The 18046-nt window shown below is 52.6% G+C and carries 21 protein-coding genes; 11 read left to right on the forward strand and 10 right to left on the reverse strand.

Annotated features, from left to right (window positions below):
* Positions 1-175: 175 nt before the first annotated feature.
* Complete coding sequence (locus HEQ72_RS02185) at positions 176-1501, forward strand: anaerobic C4-dicarboxylate transporter (protein WP_168022420.1); 1326 nt, start codon at positions 176-178, stop codon at positions 1499-1501.
* A 25-nt stretch (positions 1502-1526) separates the two neighbouring features.
* On the opposite strand, the gene HEQ72_RS02190 is transcribed toward HEQ72_RS02185, so the two are convergent.
* From HEQ72_RS02190 to proS, 4 genes are all read right to left on the reverse strand, one after another.
* On the reverse strand, positions 1527-2534 hold the full coding sequence (locus HEQ72_RS02190) for an EndoU domain-containing protein (protein ID WP_168018756.1): 1008 nt from the start codon (positions 2532-2534) through the stop codon (positions 1527-1529).
* Positions 2535-2615: 81 nt separating this feature from the next.
* Positions 2616-3317 (reverse strand): ABC transporter ATP-binding protein, encoded by a 702-nt coding sequence (locus HEQ72_RS02195; RefSeq protein ID WP_168018755.1) that lies wholly within the window; start codon positions 3315-3317, stop codon positions 2616-2618.
* Positions 3310-4557 (reverse strand): lipoprotein-releasing ABC transporter permease subunit, encoded by a 1248-nt coding sequence (locus tag HEQ72_RS02200; RefSeq protein ID WP_168022421.1) that lies wholly within the window; start codon positions 4555-4557, stop codon positions 3310-3312. Before HEQ72_RS02200 ends, HEQ72_RS02195 begins: the two co-directional genes overlap by 8 nt.
* Before the next feature lie 49 nt (positions 4558-4606).
* Positions 4607-5923 carry a proline--tRNA ligase gene (gene proS / locus HEQ72_RS02205; protein WP_168022422.1) on the reverse strand — a complete coding sequence of 439 codons (1317 nt, stop codon included), beginning with the start codon at positions 5921-5923 and terminating at the stop codon, positions 4607-4609.
* A gap of 377 nt (positions 5924-6300) precedes the next feature.
* Between proS and HEQ72_RS02210 the strand changes: the two genes are divergently transcribed.
* Positions 6301-7497: a 3-phenylpropionate MFS transporter gene (locus tag HEQ72_RS02210; RefSeq protein ID WP_168022423.1), complete on the forward strand. Its 1197-nt coding sequence runs from the start codon at positions 6301-6303 to the stop codon at positions 7495-7497.
* Positions 7498-7560: 63 nt separating this feature from the next.
* On the opposite strand, the gene HEQ72_RS02215 is transcribed toward HEQ72_RS02210, so the two are convergent.
* Positions 7561-7965, reverse strand: coding sequence for a GcrA family cell cycle regulator (locus HEQ72_RS02215; RefSeq protein ID WP_168022424.1), 405 nt, complete (start codon positions 7963-7965; stop codon positions 7561-7563).
* Positions 7966-8499: 534 nt separating this feature from the next.
* Here HEQ72_RS02215 and HEQ72_RS02220 point away from each other — a divergent pair.
* The gene (locus tag HEQ72_RS02220) at positions 8500-8967 is read left to right on the forward strand and encodes a bacteriohemerythrin (RefSeq protein ID WP_168018747.1); all 468 of its coding nucleotides are present in this window, start codon (positions 8500-8502) and stop codon (positions 8965-8967) included.
* Here the strand turns inward: HEQ72_RS02220 and HEQ72_RS02225 are convergent, their stop codons facing one another.
* From HEQ72_RS02225 to HEQ72_RS02235, 3 genes are all read right to left on the reverse strand, one after another.
* The gene (locus HEQ72_RS02225; protein ID WP_168022425.1) at positions 8968-9312 is read right to left on the reverse strand and encodes a DUF1491 family protein; all 345 of its coding nucleotides are present in this window, start codon (positions 9310-9312) and stop codon (positions 8968-8970) included.
* On the reverse strand, positions 9312-9635 hold the full coding sequence (locus HEQ72_RS02230; protein ID WP_168018744.1) for a peptidylprolyl isomerase: 324 nt from the start codon (positions 9633-9635) through the stop codon (positions 9312-9314). The genes HEQ72_RS02225 and HEQ72_RS02230 overlap by 1 nt, the downstream gene beginning before the upstream one ends.
* A 212-nt stretch (positions 9636-9847) precedes the next feature.
* Positions 9848-10021 carry a YdcH family protein gene (locus tag HEQ72_RS02235; RefSeq protein WP_082811929.1) on the reverse strand — a complete coding sequence of 58 codons (174 nt, stop codon included), beginning with the start codon at positions 10019-10021 and terminating at the stop codon, positions 9848-9850.
* A 153-nt stretch (positions 10022-10174) separates the two neighbouring features.
* Between HEQ72_RS02235 and HEQ72_RS02240 the strand changes: the two genes are divergently transcribed.
* Entirely contained in the window at positions 10175-10786 is a 612-nt protein-coding gene (locus HEQ72_RS02240) for a UbiX family flavin prenyltransferase (RefSeq protein ID WP_168018742.1), read from the forward strand.
* Here the strand turns inward: HEQ72_RS02240 and HEQ72_RS02245 are convergent.
* Complete coding sequence (locus tag HEQ72_RS02245; protein WP_168022426.1) at positions 10761-11882, reverse strand: ATP-dependent 6-phosphofructokinase; 1122 nt, start codon at positions 11880-11882, stop codon at positions 10761-10763. The genes HEQ72_RS02240 and HEQ72_RS02245 overlap by 26 nt on opposite strands.
* A gap of 113 nt (positions 11883-11995) precedes the next feature.
* Here HEQ72_RS02245 and HEQ72_RS02250 point away from each other — a divergent pair, with 113 nt between their 5' ends.
* Complete coding sequence (locus HEQ72_RS02250; protein WP_168018738.1) at positions 11996-12205, forward strand: YdcH family protein; 210 nt, start codon at positions 11996-11998, stop codon at positions 12203-12205.
* 10 nt (positions 12206-12215) lie between these two features.
* On the opposite strand, the gene HEQ72_RS02255 is transcribed toward HEQ72_RS02250, so the two are convergent.
* Entirely contained in the window at positions 12216-12977 is a 762-nt protein-coding gene (locus HEQ72_RS02255; protein WP_168022427.1) for a diguanylate cyclase domain-containing protein, read from the reverse strand.
* A 186-nt stretch (positions 12978-13163) separates the two neighbouring features.
* Between HEQ72_RS02255 and purE the strand changes: the two genes are divergently transcribed.
* The 6 genes from purE to HEQ72_RS02285 all read left to right on the forward strand — a co-directional run bounded on the left by purE (position 13164) and on the right by HEQ72_RS02285 (position 18034).
* A complete protein-coding gene (purE, locus tag HEQ72_RS02260; protein ID WP_168022428.1) occupies positions 13164-13685 on the forward strand; it encodes a 5-(carboxyamino)imidazole ribonucleotide mutase in 522 nt (173 codons plus the stop codon).
* 1 nt (position 13686) lies between these two features.
* The gene (locus tag HEQ72_RS02265; protein WP_168022429.1) at positions 13687-14793 is read left to right on the forward strand and encodes a 5-(carboxyamino)imidazole ribonucleotide synthase; all 1107 of its coding nucleotides are present in this window, start codon (positions 13687-13689) and stop codon (positions 14791-14793) included.
* 48 nt (positions 14794-14841) lie between these two features.
* Positions 14842-15480: a DedA family protein gene (locus tag HEQ72_RS02270; protein WP_272487506.1), complete on the forward strand. Its 639-nt coding sequence runs from the start codon at positions 14842-14844 to the stop codon at positions 15478-15480.
* A gap of 4 nt (positions 15481-15484) precedes the next feature.
* Positions 15485-16093 carry a hypothetical protein gene (locus HEQ72_RS02275; protein ID WP_168018728.1) on the forward strand — a complete coding sequence of 203 codons (609 nt, stop codon included), beginning with the start codon at positions 15485-15487 and terminating at the stop codon, positions 16091-16093.
* Entirely contained in the window at positions 15984-16949 is a 966-nt protein-coding gene (locus tag HEQ72_RS02280) for an ABC transporter substrate-binding protein (protein WP_209315574.1), read from the forward strand. Before HEQ72_RS02275 ends, HEQ72_RS02280 begins: the two co-directional genes overlap by 110 nt.
* 158 nt (positions 16950-17107) lie before the next feature.
* A complete protein-coding gene (locus HEQ72_RS02285) occupies positions 17108-18034 on the forward strand; it encodes an ABC transporter permease (RefSeq protein ID WP_168018726.1) in 927 nt (308 codons plus the stop codon).
* Positions 18035-18046: the final 12 nt, after the last annotated feature.

An 18046-nucleotide genomic window follows, 5' to 3' on the forward strand; every position in this document is an offset into this window, starting at 1 on the left:
CCCAAGATGCCAGAACACGTCAAAAATCACCAGACCTGACGGAGGTCTGGACAGAGCCGAGGCCACACACACAATTTCCCATAAATAAATTGCGGAAAAAGGATGATGGTATTAGCGTACATTCATTATTTCTCGACATAATGATGAAATGACTGACAGGGTTTGCGAGGCATAGATGCTTGTTTTCTGGATGGAATTTGCTCTGGTTCTGGGTGCAATCCTGATCGGTATCCGGCGGGGCGGAGTCTCCTTGGGGTTGATCGGCGGCTTGGGGGTTGCCGTTCTGTGCTTCGGATTTGGCGCTGTTCCAGCCAAACCACCTGTGACCGTCATGCTGATCATTCTTGCCGTTGTTACGGCATCAGCAACCCTGCAGGCCGCCGGTGGACTGGACTGGCTGGTCCAACAGGCTGAACGGCTGCTCAGGGCTCACCCGAAGCATGTCACACTTATTGCCCCTTTTTGCTCGTTTGCCTTGACGGTCTGCGTTGGCAGTGGGCATGCCATCTATTCGCTACTGCCCGTTATTGCTGACGTCTCCCTGAGAACGGGGGTAAGGCCGGAGCGTCCCATGGCTATATCCAGTGTTGCATCGCAAATGGGCATTACCGCCAGTCCGGTTGCCGCAGCTGTAACCACTTTTCTTGCGATTACCCATGACGCACCCGGGGCCATAGGACTTGTCGATCTGCTGATCGTGACTGTCCCCGCAGGACTGTTCGGCCTTGGACTCGCCTGCCTGTGGAGCCTCAATCGTGGTTTGGACCTGAATAAGGATCCGGAGTATCAGGCACGGCTGACCGACACTGAATTCAGGGAACGCCTTGGAACCAGCATAACAACTCTCGACAAAACACTACCAGCTTCCGCGAAAATATCTGTTGTCCTCTTCTTCAGCGGGATTCTGACCATCGTCATGCTGGCCCTGAATCCGCAATGGGTTCCTGTAGCCAACGGCAAAGCGGTACCCATGACAACCATCGTACAGATTGTCATGTTGGCCTACGGGGCCTTGATCATGCTTTACAGTAACGTCAAGGCTACTGATATTGCCCGAAGCGGGGTCTTTAATGCGGGAATGATTGCCGTCGTGTCCATATTTGGCATTGCGTGGATGAGCGACACCTTTGTAAGTGACAACGAAGAGCTGCTTATCAACACAGTCCGCCAAATGGTGGAGTATGCCCCCCTGACCTTTGCTTTTGCCTTGTTCGCCGTTTCCATGTTCGTAAAAAGCCAAGCAGCAACACTGGCGATCATGATTCCCTTTGGCCTGACCTTGGGCGTGCCCATGCCTGTTCTGGTTGGCGTCATTCCCGCATGTTACGCTTATTTCTTTTTTGCGTTCTACCCCAGTGATTTGGCCGCCATCAACATGGATCGTACCGGCACCACCCGTGTTGGAAAGTATCTTCTCAACCACAGTTTCATGATGCCGGGACTGATCGGTGTATGGGGGGCCACCCTTGCTGGGTGGATACTAGCTTCCCTTACACTCTAGAAAGAGCTCCAGCACCTCACGGATTCTAAGAGCAGGATGCCATATTGGGATCCGGTGAGGCATCAGGATACAAAGTTACAACAGACTGAGCACGTGAAACAAACACCAGACGGAACGCCTGCCCTCCGGCATCGGTCAAGCAGGCTACGTTGTCTTTTTTACCCTGTACACGAGGCAGAACGTGCTTTAGTGCCATAGTTCCTTCTTTCAGAATGTCCCGCGCATGCTGCCCAAGCCCATAGCCCTTGGGACATGCACGACCAACAGAGCCATCAGGACGAATATAAGAAACGCCCACCGTATACACAGGCGGCTTTATATCCTGCTTGGAACACTGTGTTGCTCCGTCAGCAAGGCCAGCCCACCCCGCTTTTTGAGCTTGAAGATAGCGCCCTTCAAAATGGAAACCACCCAAAGTACGGGAACCCGGCTCACCACAGAAAACATGGGTGAATCCATTCTGGCGGAACCATACGTCTGTCAGTTCATTCACAAATCCAGCCACGTCAGCATGGCGGGTCAGAATGGTACCATCGAGCGCGGTGTACAAGGCATTGGCTTCCTCAGGAAAAACCGAAAGAAGCGTAACAGCAAAGTTTTCCGCCCTTGGTTTCGAACCCCAGTTGCCACACAAGGCCAGAACCCCACGATCAAAGGCATCCAGCTCTGGGGCCAAAGGAGCAGGATCATTCACAGAATCAGTCTGCTCATCAAAGAACGGTAGAAAGTCAGACCGCCCAAAAACCGCTGTACGCATCTGGCCACAATCAGCACGAACCCACCGGTCTTTGGGCGATGCACTATTAATCCGGACCTGGATCCACGCATCTTCACCCTGTTCGTAAGAATTGGCCGGATACTCACGGGAAGGAACCAAGCGCACATTATCAGGATTGGACAAGGTCTTCTTGCTGACATAGGCCTCGCATGGACCGGATGCTGTCAGAACACCCGAGGGGGCAGCAACAGACTGACAAGAAAAGACACACCACAAACAGAAAACCAGAAACGATACTGGCGATACACGGTTCATATGGATCCTCACAGGAATAAAATCCGATACAATAACCCGTCACCAATAGATTATTATCAAATTATAATCTATCTATAATTATTATAGGGAGCAAATAGACGTCTGGCTGCGCACTGTAATAGTCCGATCCATACGCGCGGCCAGATCAGTGTTATGTGTGGCAATCAAGGCTGAAAGCCTCTCTTCACGTACCAACGTCAACAGCTGGGAAAAAACCTTCTCTGCGGTCTCCGGATCAAGGTTCCCCGTTGGCTCGTCGGCCAGAAGCAATGCCGGGGCATTAGCCAACGCCCTGCAAATCGCAACACGCTGCTGCTCACCACCTGATAACTGCCCTGGTCGATGCTGGGCACGCACTTGCAACCCCATGGACGTCAGAAGATCCATAGCCCGAACGCGAGCCCGTTGACGCGATGCTCCGGCTATCATCTGGGGAATAATAATATTCTCGACAGCTGAAAATTCCGGAAGAAGGTGATGATACTGATACACAAACCCCAAGTGCCGACGCCTTAACGCCGTACGCCTGTCATCATCAAGCCCGTCGGTATTCAAACCACCAATGGAAACAACGCCTTGATCGGGGCGCTCCAGAAGACCGGCGATCTGCAACAGTGTCGACTTTCCTGCACCTGATGGTCCGACCAGAGCAACGATCTCACCTGCCGCAACTTCAAGATTGATATCAGACAGCACGTCCAGACGCTCCCCGCCCTGCACAAAACAGCGCGACACCCCAGACAGCGCAAGTGCTGGCTTTTGCTTGTCCAGATTCTCACTCATAGCGCAGGGCCTCTACAGGATCCAAGCGGGCTGCCCGCCAACTGGGATAGAGCGTCGCACCAAGAGACAAGGCAATCGCCATGGCCGTAACACGGATAACTTCCGACCATTCCATCTTTGCCGGCATTTTTGAAAGGAAGTAAACTTCAGCAGAGAAAAGGTCTGTTCCTGTCAAAGATTGCAGTCCCTGACGAATGGATTCTATGTTTTCACAGAACAAAACACCAAGAACCAATCCAGATACCGTACCGCACATGCCAACACTGGCCCCCGCCAGAAAAAATATTCTCATGACTGAACCACGCGTCGCGCCCATCGTTCGCAATATCGCAATATCGCGCCCTTTGTCTTTGACCAGCATGATCAGACCAGAAATAATGTTGAAGGCCGCAACAACGATAATAAGGGTCAGAATAAGAAACATTACGTTTCTCTCGACCTGCAAGGCGTTAAACAGGCTGGCATTGCTGCGGGTCCAGTCGGCAACATAGTAGCCACGCCCAAGGGTCTGATAGACTTCATCAATAATCGTATCCAGATTATCCGGATCAACCGTCATGATCTCGATCTGGCTGACCTGCTCCGGCATCTGGAAATAAGCCTGCGCAGCAGCCATTGGCATATAAATGAAGGCGCTGTCATACTCGTGCATGCCAACATCAAAGATCGCTGCAATACGATAGGCACGCATACGCGGCACTGTCCCGAATGCAGTAACGGCACCCTTGGGAGAAACAAGGGTTAAACTATCACCAACCTCCACACCGAAATGGCGCGCCATACGTGACCCAATCACAATCACGCTGGACTCATCAAAATGATCCAGATTCCCGTCAATCAGGCTTCCGGACAAAACCGGCCGCTTGCCGAGATCAGCCTGCGTCATGCCACGCACCATAGCCCCCCTGCTCGCCCCCTTGGCGCTAACCATAACCTGCCCCTCTACAACCGGGCTGGCCAAAGTCACGCCAGAAAGAGTGCGCAAACGCTCTACATACGAACTGTACGCATCAAGATTTCCGTGGGAGGACGTGATAACAACATGACCGTTCAGACCAAGAATGCGCCCCAGCAACTCGTGCCGGAAACCATTCATGACGGCCATGACGATAATCAAGGTTGCAACGCCAAGGGCAATACCAAGCAGGGAGAAGCCGGCGATGACAGAGACGAAACCCTCTTTCCGCCGCGCTCTCAGGTAACGCAGGGCAACCATTCGCTCGAAGGCATCAAAGATCATACTGCAAACCTATCACCTGCATGGCGTCACAACAGACAGCGGCTGCGCTTCAGACAGACGTCAAATGTGACAGCACGGACTCTACAGACACATCCCTCTTTTCGCCGATACGGCGGCATTTCAGCTCGACATAACCGGCAGCAACGCCTTTGGGACCGATGGTCACGTGCCACGGCAAACCAATTAGGTCAGCCGTGGCAAACTTGGCACCGGCACGTTCATCGGCCCGATCATCATACAACACATCGACCCCGGCATTCCGCAAGTCAGCGTACAGACCATCGGCCACAGCATCAACAGAAGGATCACCGGGCTTGATATTGATCAGGGCAACACGGAAAGGCGCAACACTCTCTGGCCAGATGATGCCATTTTCATCGTGGCTGGCTTCTATGATAGCACCGACAAGGCGGGAAACACCGATACCATAGGACCCCATGTGCAGAACAATATCTTGCCCATCCGGCCCGGCAACCCGGCACCCCATGGGGGCGGAATACTTGGTACCAAAGTAGAAGATATGCCCGACCTCTATGCCACGTGCCGAAACCAGGTTCTCACCCAAGCCGGCTTCCAGCGCCGGGTCATGCATTTCATCTGTTGCAGCATAAGGACCTGTCCAGCTGTCGACCAAAGGCTGGAGATCACCATCAAAGTCAACCGTATCCGGGATCGGCATATTCAATAGATCCCTGTGCACAAAAACACCGCTTTCGCCTGTATTGGCCAAAATCAGGAATTCATGACTGAGATTGCCGCCAATTGGCCCCGTAGCGGCCCGCATGGGTATAGCGCGAACACCCAGCCGGGCGAATGTCTTTAGGTAGGCAACAAACATGCGGTTATAGGCACGGCGGGCAGCCGCTTCATCAAGATCGAAAGAATAGGCATCTTTCATCAGGAATTCACGGCCGCGCATGACGCCGAAACGCGGACGAACCTCGTCACGGAACTTCCACTGGATTTGATACAGGGTTTTCGGCAAATCCTTGTAGGAACGGACCATGGAGCGGAAAACATCCGTGATCACTTCCTCATGCGTTGGACCATACAGCATTTCCCGATCATGGCGATCAACAATGCGCAGCATTTCGCGCCCATAGTCGTCATAGCGGCCAGATTCCCGCCACACATCCGCCGTCTGTATGGTTGGCATCAGCATCTCGACCGCACCAGCACGATCCTGTTCCTCGCGAACAATCTGTTCCACTTTCCGCAAAACACGATGCCCCAAAGGAAGCCAGTTATATATCCCGGCAGCGTGCTGACGAATCAACCCGGCGCGCAACATCAAACGATGGGAAATGATCTGGGCTTCTGCAGGAGTTTCCTTGAGGACAGGAAGAAAATAGCGAGACAGACGCATAAGCGGAGAATTCCTGAGGACAAGACGGTAAACAAGGTCATTTGGCTGACTTTATGACAGGGGTATGTGCTTTTTCCAATGACGTTTTGCATAAATAAAGGGACTTTTAACGTCATAACTCCAAAGCGGTAACGCGGAACGGGACAGTTAAAGTAGAAAGAACACGCACAGGTTCCTGAAAATCAGGCAAAACATCCGGCAGATCACGCCCAAAAGGACCTGCATCCTTTTCTTTAAGGCCTTGTTATAGAAAAAGAACACATGAGAGGAAGCGTTTGTCCGCAATAAACTTGCCATAACCCTTGGTGTTTTCTGTTGCCATTTTGCGGCAGGCCCGGCAGGATCCGCGCACCTCCACGCCCTTCTGAGACAAGGTCATGTCCCGCATCTCTCCTGAATTTATTCGCCTTGCGTGCCTGTATGGGGCCATTTTTATCGTCAATGGCATTCAGCTGCCCTTCTGGCCCGTCTGGCTTGAGAGCCGGGGCATGGGGCCGTGGGAAATCGGTATCCTGTCCGGCGCCCTTTACTGGGCCAAAGCTGTCACCAACCCAACAATCGGCACAATCATAGACACACGCGGCAATCGTATTGGCATGATGCGGTTCTTGGCTGCCACCTCCTTGATTATCTCGCTCTTCTACTTGGGCTTTGATGGTTTCTGGGGACTGTTGATCATCGGTATACTGGGCGGATCCCTGTTTTCTGGAATTACGCCAGTTGCAGAAACAATCAGCATGGGGCATGCCACGCGCGGCAAGATCGACTATGGCCGCGTTCGCCTTTGGGGATCAATCAGCTTTATGGTTGCGGCCTATCTAGTTGGGAAGATACTGGATTATACTCCCAATAACGAAATTATCCTCTGGCTGTTCTTGGGTGGCCTTGGCATTACCCTTGCCGCAACGTGGTTCTCCCCCGACTCGCCCAGCACCAACAGCAATACGGAGCGGGAGCCATGGAGCGGCCTTCTGAGGGACCGCCGCTTCCTTGTCTTCCTTGTTTTCGCTGCGTGTGCGCAGGGAAGCCATGCTGTTTACTATGCTTTCGGCACACTGCACTGGACAAGCCAAGGCGTGGAAAGCGGGGTGATCGGTGGGCTGTGGGCCGTAGGCGTCTTGGCCGAGATTGTCCTTTTTGCTGCATCCGCACGCTTTGTACGCCGGATGGACCCTGCCATTTTGATGGTATCTGCCGGTATTGCCGGGGTTATTCGCTGGCCACTGATGGCCTTTACGACGGCACTGCCCGTTCTCGTCCTGCTGCAAGTGCTCCATGCCTTTACCTTTGGCGCCGCGCACTTGGCAGCAATGCACTATATTACCGCAAACACGCGATCAGGATTGATTGCTCGCGCACAGACCGTGTACTCGGCCGTTGCTGTTGGGCTGGGGTCCGGGATTCTTATGATTGTCGCCGGACGACTCTATGAACTCCTGGAGGGATGGGCTTATTTGGCAATGGCTGGCTTGTCGGCTTTCGCGCTTGTCTCTGCAGCATTTCTTGCCTTCACACGGCATCAGCCAGAGACCATGGAACAAAAGAAACAAGAACTTAGGGAAGAAGCTGCCTAAGCAAATTGCCCGATGAAAAAAGCCCCCAGATCGGGGGCTTTTTTATTTCTATGCTAGGTACAATCAAGCGGCACTCTCATCCCTGGACGATGAAGACTTCCCACCCGAGCTAACGTAGGCAACAGAGGCATGCTCGGCACAGTATGGCTTATTCGGAAGTGATGGTGCACCACAGAAATGGAAACCAGGCTCACGGGGATCACCAATAGGCCAACGGCATGTATGAACAGATAGATCAACAACCGAGCGAATCTTGGGATCCGTCTCTTTTTTCCTGGAAGCAGGAGCATCTTGGCGCGGCTTCTGCTCCCTTTTTATAGGGGAAGGTCGCCCTTGCAAACCCAACCGGTGCGCTTTACCAACGACGGCGTTCTTGGACACGCCCAACCGCTTGCCAATTTCCCCCGTTGTCAGACCCTCAGCCCAAAGAGCCTTCAGCTCCTCGATCCGTTCATCAGTCCAGACCATATACCCCTTGCTCCCAAATAACCGATGACAAGCAGCCGTCAATTCTCTGAACAACAGCCGAGGCTCTCATTGTAGCAGCAAATGAAGGCCAGATAATCCCGAAAAAAAAGGCCGCACACGAAGCACGGCCCAAGTTTAGGGAGGAAACGTCCAAGAAAGACAACATAGCCTCACAAAAAGGAGGGACACGCCATGTTGCATCGCGGATACATCTCACGCCAAGCGTTTCATGTAAAGTCGAAAAAATCCGAACACAGAAAGAAAGACATAAAGAAACACGAACTTAGGGGATCCTGCAATTATCAGTACCATCATAAGCTTTTTAATTCCCGATAAGCACTGCATGAGAGCGAATCCAAATCGCAAAAATACGATACTATAGGGAGAATAGAGCTCGGTATAAAGCAATCAAAAGAACAAGGGCCAAACCCACAGAAACCAATATGTCTGAAATATTCCAATTTCCGTCCCCTTCCCTGCTCATAGCTGACGCGGAAAACCTTACATGGCAAAATTTTCACAGATCTAACATAAATGGAATTCCATGACGTGCTTGAGTGGACTGAAAAAATGAGCGTAGGCTCCGAGGCTCTGGATGAAGACCACAAGCGCCTCATAAGCATGCTGAAAGAACTGAATACGGCTCTGAAAGCAGGGAGCCCAGCAGAAACAATACGGGACATTATGGTCGAGCTGGCTGCCTACACAGATTACCATTTTGCTGCTGAAGAGAGAGTGCTGCGCATGGCCCGCTATGAAGGGCTGGACGAGCACATAGAGGCTCACAACAAGTGGCGTGAACGTCTTTCTGAACTACAAACAACCTTGGAAGGCAAGGCAGATCGCCGTTCAGCTCTTAAACTGTCTGACTTTTTGTCTGATTGGCTGATACGCCACATTCTGGGTGATGACCAGAAATTCAAGCCTGCAATCGAGGCCTTGGTCAATCGACGGAAGGCGGGCTCTGGAAATGATGGAAATCAATCCACCCCGGAATCATGATTATAAAAGCACTTCATCAATCAAGGGATGCCATCCGTTACGGTCTTCCACCTCAATAACCCACAAATCATCGTCATAGCCCCGTTGACGCGCAATATAGGCATCAGCTTCCTGCTCGGTAACGGCTCGCTCACCCGTGCCACGCATCCAGGCAGGACGACCATCAGGAAGGCGGACCTGTGACAGAACCCAGCACCCGCTTCCCAACGTGTTCACTTTGACCAGAACAGCACCGGCATCCGGATCACCGGATACGACAACCGCAGCAAAAACGCCCCGGGATTGACAGTGACGCAGCAAAGCTTGGACCCGTATACGGGTCCGAAGGCGAACATCCCTGTCCATCAAGCCGTGCGTAAAATCAGATGATACCCAAACGCTGTTTCAACCACGTCGGACATGTCACCAACGGACAACGCAAAGACAGCCTTGTCAAATTCCGGAACCATCATACCGGGAGAGAAGGACCCAAGATCACCACCCTCTTCTGACGAAGGGCACTCTGAAACAATTCTGGCAGCCTCCGCGAACTGCACATCTCCACTGCGGATCTTGTCGCGCAAACGGACTACTGCTTCCAGGGCAGCGGCTTTTGATCTTTTTGAGGCTGTATCCGGGGCATCTGCGTGCATTAACAAAATATGGGAAGCGCGAACAGATGTGCTCATGTGAATCAAGACCTCTCTATTGCAAGAAGGGGAAGAGACAACACATCCAAGCCCATGTCAAGATAAGGGGGCAACGGGACCTCAGTCTTGAACACAGGCCCGACAAGATATCTTGACAATAACAAAAAGCCCCACCGGATGAACCGGCAGGGCCACGAAAGATGGGCGTTATCATCTCGCACAAGACAACAACCCCAAGCCACAATACGGGATTAGTGCAAGTGCGCTGCCATTCGCGCGATCTCATCCTTCAGGCGCAACTTCCTGCGCTTTATATCACTGACAAATTCGGGATCCGGGACCGGCCTTCGGCTCTCCACCTGCAGGACAGCTTCAAGTTCCGCATGCTTCATCCGGAGGGACTCAACCCGGGCATCGACACTCATCGTAGCTTCTCCCTTTTCCTGCTGGTAAGAAACACGCTAGATTTTACGCCTGCCCGGCCACAAAGACCATAGAAATTCACAACGCCTTGTTACACCAAAAGTTTTTATCACTTTCTCTTGAACTGCCCATTCAACAGATTCCCGGAGATCAAAATGACGGACAAACCTCGCATGGTGGTTGGCATCAGTGGTGCTACCGGGGTCATATACGGTGTCAAACTGCTGCATATGTTGAAAACTATCGGCATAGAGACCCATCTGGTCATGAGCCGGACGGCTGAAATTACACTGGCATACGAATCGAGCCTGAAAGTTACGGACGTTCAAAATCTGGCAACCGTGCACTACCGAATTGATGACCTGGCAGCGGCTGTATCGTCAGGCTCCTTCCGAACCATGGGAATGATCGTTGCGCCCTGCTCAGCCCGTTGCCTAGCAGAAATCGCCACGTGCGCCGGAAACAACCTGCTGACAAGAGCAGCGGATGTCACCCTCAAGGAACGACGGCGCCTGGTTCTGATGCTCCGCGAAACCCCCCTGCACCTTGGGCACATCCGTAACATGGCCACTGTGACCGAGATGGGTGGGATTATCGCGCCCCCCGCCCCGGCTTTCTACACAAGACCGCAGAGTCTGGAAGATATGGTGGAGCAGAGCGTAGGTCGTGTCCTGGATCTTTTTGACCTCGACATAGGAACGATCCCACGCTGGGGAAAAGATGTAGGACCGGAGCCACGCTCTACAATGCCGCAGACGACACCTTGAGAAGAGGCGCGGATCCGCCCGTATATATTCCCAATGCCTTTGCAGTACACACAAGGACATCATCGGCAGCAAGTAACCGAGCTCCGGTTGTCACATCTTCCAATGGAACGGATGTAACAGTCCCATTCTTCCAGGCCACCATACGACCCCAAGCCCCCTCTGCGACAAGATCGACCGCCGCGGTGCCGAAAGCAGAAGCAATAAGGCGATCACGGGCGGAAGGGATACCGCCACGCTGCAAATGGCCCAAGACGATGGGGCGAGTTTCAATGCCGGCCATACCGGCAATCCGGTCGGCAAGATAATGCCCTATGCCACCATAGCGCTTTTCCCCGCCGGAGTAGGTTATAATGGCACTCTGACCGTCTTCACGTCGCACACCCTCGGCAACAACGATGACGACGTGGCTTCTCCCGGTGTCCAGAACAGCACGGATCTTGCGCGATACCTCTTCCAGGGTATAAGGCAACTCAGGGACTAGGATAATATCAGCACCACCGGCGATCCCTGCTGTCATGGCTATATAGCCGGCGTCACGTCCCATAACCTCCAGAATCATGGCGCGGTGATGGGATGCTGCTGTGGAGTGCAGCCGGTCCAATGCTTCTGTAGCAACATCTACAGCTGTGGCAAAGCCAACAGCATAGTCTGTACCGTGCACATCGTTATCGATTGTTTTCGGGATTCCGACCATCCCCAGCCCGGCACGACGACAGAGTTCCGACGTAATGCGCATGGACCCATCGCCACCCACCACAACAACGGCATCCAGCCCGAGCATTCTTGCACCCTCGGCAAACTCTGGCGAGAAATCGCGGTATGATCCATCCGACATCGGGAATTGCAGGGGATCTCCTTTGCTGGTAGTGCCCAGAAAGGTACCACCAGACCTCAGGCAGGATGCATCCATGGCACCGCCACCAAGCTCGATATACTGCAAAGGACGCGTAATCAGGCCCGAAGTTCCATCAAGAATGCCGTATACCTTCCAGCCGTACATTTCATGCGCTGCACAAGCAACGGCACGCACCACAGCGTTGAGACCGGCACAATCACCGCCGCTTGTCATAATGCCGATTGCACGATTGACAGACATAATACACCTACCTCTTAACTCTATCGGTATACTACACAAAAGCAGCCATACCCCTTTCACAAATTTTCTGCTAGTATCAAATTAATCCAGCATTTTATGGTGTCCTGCCGACGATGATTGATGATGAAGAGAGGGAACAGGTTCTGTCCCGCCTCGCCGAGCTCCGGGTTGAGCATCGCGATCTTGACGAAATTATAAGTCGACTTGGCGATGATGGCCAGAGCAATCAGCTTCAGATTGTTCGCCTGAAGAAACGGAAGCTTCTTCTCAAGGATGAGATATCCCGGGTGGAAAGTATCTTGGTACCCGACATCATTGCCTGAGCAGAATTTTTTATGCCCTCTTGGTGCCGCGCAGCGCCATACGCACCCTCAGTCCTGAATCTGTCTCCCGCAGGATTGCCTCCGGCTCATCCCCCGGAAAGACGGGGTGCATACCCGAGCAAACCCGCAAGGGAAAATGACTACCTCCGCGTGGAACATCCATTCCGTCAAGCCTTGCTTCAATGGCGGCAATGGCCCGTGATGCTTCCGGCTCACGAGCCGGAAAGGAAAGGAGCCCAAGCCCAGCACCGCCAACTGTCGTCACCACATCCGTTTCCTGAACAAGATCGGATACAGACTGGGCCATGGCCTCCATCGCCAAGTGCAAACCATCCAGCCCATAGTTTTCATGAATCCAGTCATGGTTCTCAAGCCAGAAAAGCGCAAAAACCCCACCAACATGGCTCTCGGGTGGCAATGACAAGATATGCTCCATAGCCCTGTGCAGGGCACGCATGTTGTCAATGCCCGTCCATGGGTCCTGAAAGATCCTTGTCTCCAGCCACTCCTGACGTCTGCGCCCTTTCTCGAGGTCTCCACGCAGAACGGCGATTTCCGCGACAGCACGCTCCAGAGCATCACGGGCAGAAGGATGGACATGGGCAAGATCAATACCCAAAACATCCACGGGATCTATAACCGGTGAATGGGGTCCCCCTCCCTCTTCGTAGGCCAGAAGGGGATTTTTCCCGTGCCGGAAATGACGGCCACCGCCTGCACCTTTCCTCCAATGCGAAGGATCGACGGATCCCGTCCCTTTAACTCCAGCCATACACGCCCCCGCACCATACCGAAGATGTCCCCATTCTATCAGTAAAAAGCCCTTGGTTCAGCACCGACACGCTTTCCCGACAACACCGACAGAATTTATCCTGCCGCATTCGCTTGCAAGCTCCTGTTACCTCCCTATAATGCCGCCTCTTCCCGGCTGAAAGCCCCGCACAGATGCAAAGAGGCCATGATGAACGGCACACAGGGTACTCCTCTCTCGAATCCGGTTGCAGGGATTATCATGGGAAGCCAGTCCGACTGGGAAACCATGCGCCATGCAGCTGACCTGTTGCAGGATCTTGGTATTGCCGCAGAGACGCGGATTGTGTCAGCCCACCGAACGCCAGACAGGCTCTATCATTACGCAACGTCGGCCCGGAACCGTGGCCTGCGTGTGATTATTGCAGGAGCAGGTGGAGCCGCCCATCTTCCCGGTATGTGCGCTGCATTGACCCCGCTGCCTGTTTTCGGGGTCCCCATTGAAAGCAAAAACCTCAAGGGAATGGACAGCCTGCTTTCGATTGTACAAATGCCGGCCGGTATTCCGGTCGGGACATTGGCTATCGGGAAGGCCGGTGCCATCAACGCGGCTCTTCTGGCCGCATCTGTCCTTGCCCTCAATGATCCGACCATAGCAAGCGCCCTGGACACATTCCGGGAGCGTCAAAGCTCTGCGGTACAAGAGCATCCGACCAACCAGGAAACCTGACATGCCCCCGATACCATCGACCACGGCAAGAGAAAGAGATAGCACCCCTCCTGTCCCTCCTGGCTCTGTCATTGGTATCCTTGGAGGTGGTCAACTGGGGCGCATGCTGTCCCTGGCAGCAGCCCGCATGGGGTATACATGCCACATCTATACACCGGATCATGACAGCCCGGCTTCGATGGTCAGCGCTAAAACCACGGTTGCTCCGTGGGACAGCCGGGATCACCTGGCCGCATTTGCGGACCGGGTTGATGTCATTACCCTAGAATTTGAAAATATACCCCTTGATTGCCTTGACTTTCTGTCCCAACGCACACGGGTCCATCCTGCCCGTCCTGTCCTTGAAACCGCACAGGACAGAATAAAGGAGAAGACGTTCTTTTCCGCTTTTGCCCGAACTGCGCCGTGGGCGCCTGTCTTTTCTGAAAATGATCTGATGCATGCCGTTGAGGTAACAGGAACCCCGGCCATCCTTAAAACCAACCGCCTGGGTTACGACGGGAAGGGACAGGTCCGGATTGAAACACAAGCTGACCTGCTCAAGGCGTGGGATGCATTGAAAACAGACTGCGCCATCCTTGAAGGCTTTGTCGCATTCAGGGGAGAGGCATCCATCCTGATTGCACGGGGCAGAAATGGAGAAACCGCCTCGTGGGAGCTTGCCTGGAACGAGCATCGTAACCATATTCTCGATACGTCTTCTGTCCCCGCACCCGTGTCCCCAGCCGTTGCCGACGAAGCCCTGCGCATTGCATGTGAGGCCGCGAACAGGCTGGATCTGACAGGCTTGCTGGCTCTTGAATTTTTTATAGCGCATGACGACAGAGTTCTGGTCAATGAAATGGCACCTCGCCCCCATAACTCCGGACACTGGACTATGGACGGCAGCTACACGGACCAGTTTGAGCAGGCCATACGTGCCGTATGCGGTCTCCCCTTGGGAGATACGCGCAGACGCTGCGCCGTTACGATGAAGAATCTGCTTGGCCACGATGTGACCAACTGGCCGATGATTCTTGAAAACCCCCTCGCCCGCCTCCACCTTTATGGAAAGGCGTCGCCACGTCCCGGTCGCAAGATGGGACACATCAATTTTCTGGAAGGATGAGAACGTGCCCGCAACAACCAGGTCTGGACGTATGGCCCTGCAAGGGGGATGCAGGTTGTGATAGAGGAGTTGCTGAGAGAATGGGGGTATCTGGCCATTCTTGTTGTAACCTTTCTGGAAGGTGAGAGCATTGTCATTCTTGCCGGTGCAGCAGCCCAACAAGGAATCATGAACGCGGAGCTGGTTGCCCTGACCGCCTTGTGCGGTAGCTTCCTCGGGGATCAATTCTACTATACGATAGGCCGTTATTACGGTACGCCACTCCTGGACCGGCGACCATCTCTGCGCGGCAAGACAGAATGGGCTTTTCGGCTTGTACGCAAACATGAAACTCTTTTCATTCTCAGTTTCCGCTTCATCTATGGCGTAAGAAACGTCAGTCCGTTTGTTATTGCCATGGCCGGTATCCCCCGCATCCGCTTCATGTGCCTGAACTTCATTGCCGCATTGATATGGGCCATAGCTTTCACGTCGATTGGCTATTTCTCCAGCAAAGCTCTTGAGCGGTTTTTCGGGGAACACCAGATGAAGGTTCTGATCGGCCTTGCAGCGGTTGCCCTTGTCTTTGGGGTGTGTTCATTCCTGCGTGGCTTGATCAACAAAAAGAAAGCTCAAGCTTCCACGGATGTAGTCGAAGAGCCGGAACTGACGGAAACAGACGGCTCCAACACACCACGGACAGGATGAAACAATGTTTTCCAGCGATGAAAAACAAACCTGTCCACGTGAGGGGTGGAACGCGGAAACAGATCATGGCGATCTTCTCAAACTTGTATCCCAGTTGGATGATGCACTTGGCCGCTCCGATACAGCACGCTTTACCCACCCATCGGAATCTATCGTTGATCGATTGATCTCACACATGCGCGAAGAGGGAAGCGCACTGCTGTACCAGTCATACCAAGCAGCACGTGAATATCAAAAAATCAACAGAGCCATAGAATTACAGGGACTGACTATCCTTTCCATACTGGAGCGCAACACATTACCCGGGGTTCTTCGACAATGCGCCGATGGATTCCGGAATATTATCGAGAAAGAAATCTCGGTAAGCAAACCACTTCATAAAGAAGTAGAGCCAAAACAAGTCGCAATGCCTCGAAAATTCTTGACACGAAAAAACCTTAAGGCGAATTATGTTCCATGTGTTTTGTTTTATATAATACAAAAAACAGTGGGGAGGGAACAACGTGGGACGTATTTTATCAGCTGGTGTGATCTTTTCTGTCATCACCTTGTGTTTGCACGGGAATGGTTGGGCTTCGGAAGTCAAATACGTTGCGAGCACAGCCATTGTTGAACACCCTGCCTTAAATGCCATACGGGATGGTTTAAGGGATGGGCTTCGCAATAAGGGCTATGATGACAGCACACTGAAGTTTACATTCGAAAGTGCACAGGGAAGCCCGGCTACTGCGGCCCAGATTGCGCGCAAGCTTGCCGGTGCAGGGCCTGACGTTATTGTCCCCATTACCACACCATCAGCACAGGCTGTTGTCGCCTCTTCCAACCATATTCCCGTTGTATTCTCGGCCATATCAGACCCTGTGGGCGCTAATCTTGTCCAAGACATGGATAAACCCAGCGCCACCGTAACAGGGATTGCTGATATCCCTGATTTTGGGAAAAGCTTGGCGATGGTGAAGGCCATTGTTCCTTCTATGCAGACAATCGGCATACCCCACAATCCAGGTGAACCCAATGTTGTTGATGCCCTTGCAAGAATACGGGCCGCGGCAAACGTAACAGGCATCAAGATCATCGCTACGACAGCGCACCGGTCATCTGATGTACAGTCAGCCGCGCAGGCGTTAGTTGGAAAAGTGGACGCAATCTACATACCACTCGACAATACCGTTGTATCTGCTTTGGAAAGTGTTCTGAAAGTCGGTATTGACAATCATATACCTGTTTTCGCCACCGATACCCACTCTGTCGAGCGTGGATCGGTTGCAGCACTGGGATATGACCAGTACGATATCGGCCTCCAAACAGCTGATATTGTTGATAAGATTCTGAAGGGGGCAAGGGTTTCTGACATTCCGATCGCAATGCCCCGACTTGTACAGCTTTATGTCAATGTAAAAGCTGCTGAACAGATGGGGGTCAAAATCCCTGAGGACATCCTCAAACAGGCTGCTCATGTTGTACGTTAGGAAACTGTCTATCATTTCTTATCCAGATCAATCGTCACCTGAAGAAACGATAGCGCACGTTGAAATTAAAAATATAAGCGAATACTATAACTCCGAGACAGTGGAGTAATTACTAACCTCATTAATTATTAATGTTACAATAAGGGATATTTAATTACATGTCCTTGATATCATTTCTCGGATCTGTGGAGATCGGACTTGTATACGGCCTAGTTGCCCTCGGCGTTTACTTATCATTCAGGGTCCTCAACTTTCCTGACCTGACGGTTGATGGAAGTTTCACGTTGGGCGCTGCTGTTTCTGCAGCCTTGATTGTTCAGGAAGTTGATCCCTACCTTTCGTGCCTTGCTGCTGTTGCCGCAGGTGCCTTGGCTGGCAGCGCAACTGCTTTTCTTAACATTCGCTTCGGTATCCTGCACCTTCTGGCCAGCATTCTGGTCATGACGGCGCTATATACTATTAACTTGAGAATTATGGGGCGCCCGAATATTGCATTAATTATGGAGCCAACCGTCCTTGATCCCCTCGAGAATCTCCGGATTGCTCCGCATTGGATAAAAGTTATGGCTGCAGGTGGTGTAGCCATAGGGGCCGCTGTATGTCTTGCGCGCTTTCTGAACAGCTGCATTGGCATTGCCATGCGCGCAGTCGGCAGTAACGAACGCATGGCGCGGGCAAATGGTATTTCCTGCTCTCGCAAGATATATATGGGTATGGCCATGTCCAATGGATTAGTGGCAATGGCAGGTGCACTATTTGCCCAAATGAATGGCTTTGCCGATTCAACAATGGGGCTTGGAACTATTATTATCGGCCTTGCCGCCGTTATTATTGGGGAAAATCTTTTTCCATCCCGGATCATTCTTGCATCAACTCTAGCATGCTTGGTTGGATCCGTACTCTACCGTATTTCAATCGGAATTGCCCTGCACGCTGACTTCATTGGCCTTACAGCGTCAGACCTTAACCTGATTACTGCCATATTGGTTGGCTTAGCGTTAATTCTTCCCAGACTGAGAAGAGAGTCCGCTGCACGAAGAGCAAGGATACATCAAACCTCCTCAGCTCCAAGCACTTCGCTGTAAGGGAAACAAGAC

Source organism: Haematospirillum sp. 15-248, from assembly GCF_012102665.1.
GTDB lineage: Bacteria > Pseudomonadota > Alphaproteobacteria > Rhodospirillales > Rhodospirillaceae > Haematospirillum.

Coding starts and splice junctions, on each gene's coding strand:
- proS (WP_168022422.1), bottom strand. CDS start 5,923: ATGCGTCTGTCTCGCTATTTTCTTCCTGTCCTCAAGGAAACTCCTGCA.
- HEQ72_RS02220 (WP_168018747.1), top strand. CDS start 8,500: ATGGAATTCCATGACGTGCTTGAGTGGACTGAAAAAATGAGCGTAGGC.
- HEQ72_RS02200 (WP_168022421.1), bottom strand. CDS start 4,557: ATGATCTTTGATGCCTTCGAGCGAATGGTTGCCCTGCGTTACCTGAGA.
- HEQ72_RS02185 (WP_168022420.1), top strand. CDS start 176: ATGCTTGTTTTCTGGATGGAATTTGCTCTGGTTCTGGGTGCAATCCTG.
- HEQ72_RS02210 (WP_168022423.1), top strand. CDS start 6,301: ATGTCCCGCATCTCTCCTGAATTTATTCGCCTTGCGTGCCTGTATGGG.
- HEQ72_RS02270 (WP_272487506.1), top strand. CDS start 14,842: ATGCAGGTTGTGATAGAGGAGTTGCTGAGAGAATGGGGGTATCTGGCC.
- HEQ72_RS02195 (WP_168018755.1), bottom strand. CDS start 3,317: ATGAGTGAGAATCTGGACAAGCAAAAGCCAGCACTTGCGCTGTCTGGG.
- HEQ72_RS02225 (WP_168022425.1), bottom strand. CDS start 9,312: ATGGACAGGGATGTTCGCCTTCGGACCCGTATACGGGTCCAAGCTTTG.
- HEQ72_RS02215 (WP_168022424.1), bottom strand. CDS start 7,965: ATGGTCTGGACTGATGAACGGATCGAGGAGCTGAAGGCTCTTTGGGCT.
- HEQ72_RS02275 (WP_168018728.1), top strand. CDS start 15,485: ATGTTTTCCAGCGATGAAAAACAAACCTGTCCACGTGAGGGGTGGAAC.
- HEQ72_RS02265 (WP_168022429.1), top strand. CDS start 13,687: ATGCCCCCGATACCATCGACCACGGCAAGAGAAAGAGATAGCACCCCT.
- HEQ72_RS02255 (WP_168022427.1), bottom strand. CDS start 12,977: ATGGCTGGAGTTAAAGGGACGGGATCCGTCGATCCTTCGCATTGGAGG.
- HEQ72_RS02235 (WP_082811929.1), bottom strand. CDS start 10,021: ATGAGTGTCGATGCCCGGGTTGAGTCCCTCCGGATGAAGCATGCGGAA.
- HEQ72_RS02250 (WP_168018738.1), top strand. CDS start 11,996: ATGATTGATGATGAAGAGAGGGAACAGGTTCTGTCCCGCCTCGCCGAG.
- HEQ72_RS02240 (WP_168018742.1), top strand. CDS start 10,175: ATGACGGACAAACCTCGCATGGTGGTTGGCATCAGTGGTGCTACCGGG.
- HEQ72_RS02245 (WP_168022426.1), bottom strand. CDS start 11,882: ATGTCTGTCAATCGTGCAATCGGCATTATGACAAGCGGCGGTGATTGT.
- purE (WP_168022428.1), top strand. CDS start 13,164: ATGATGAACGGCACACAGGGTACTCCTCTCTCGAATCCGGTTGCAGGG.
- HEQ72_RS02230 (WP_168018744.1), bottom strand. CDS start 9,635: ATGAGCACATCTGTTCGCGCTTCCCATATTTTGTTAATGCACGCAGAT.
- HEQ72_RS02285 (WP_168018726.1), top strand. CDS start 17,108: ATGTCCTTGATATCATTTCTCGGATCTGTGGAGATCGGACTTGTATAC.
- HEQ72_RS02190 (WP_168018756.1), bottom strand. CDS start 2,534: ATGAACCGTGTATCGCCAGTATCGTTTCTGGTTTTCTGTTTGTGGTGT.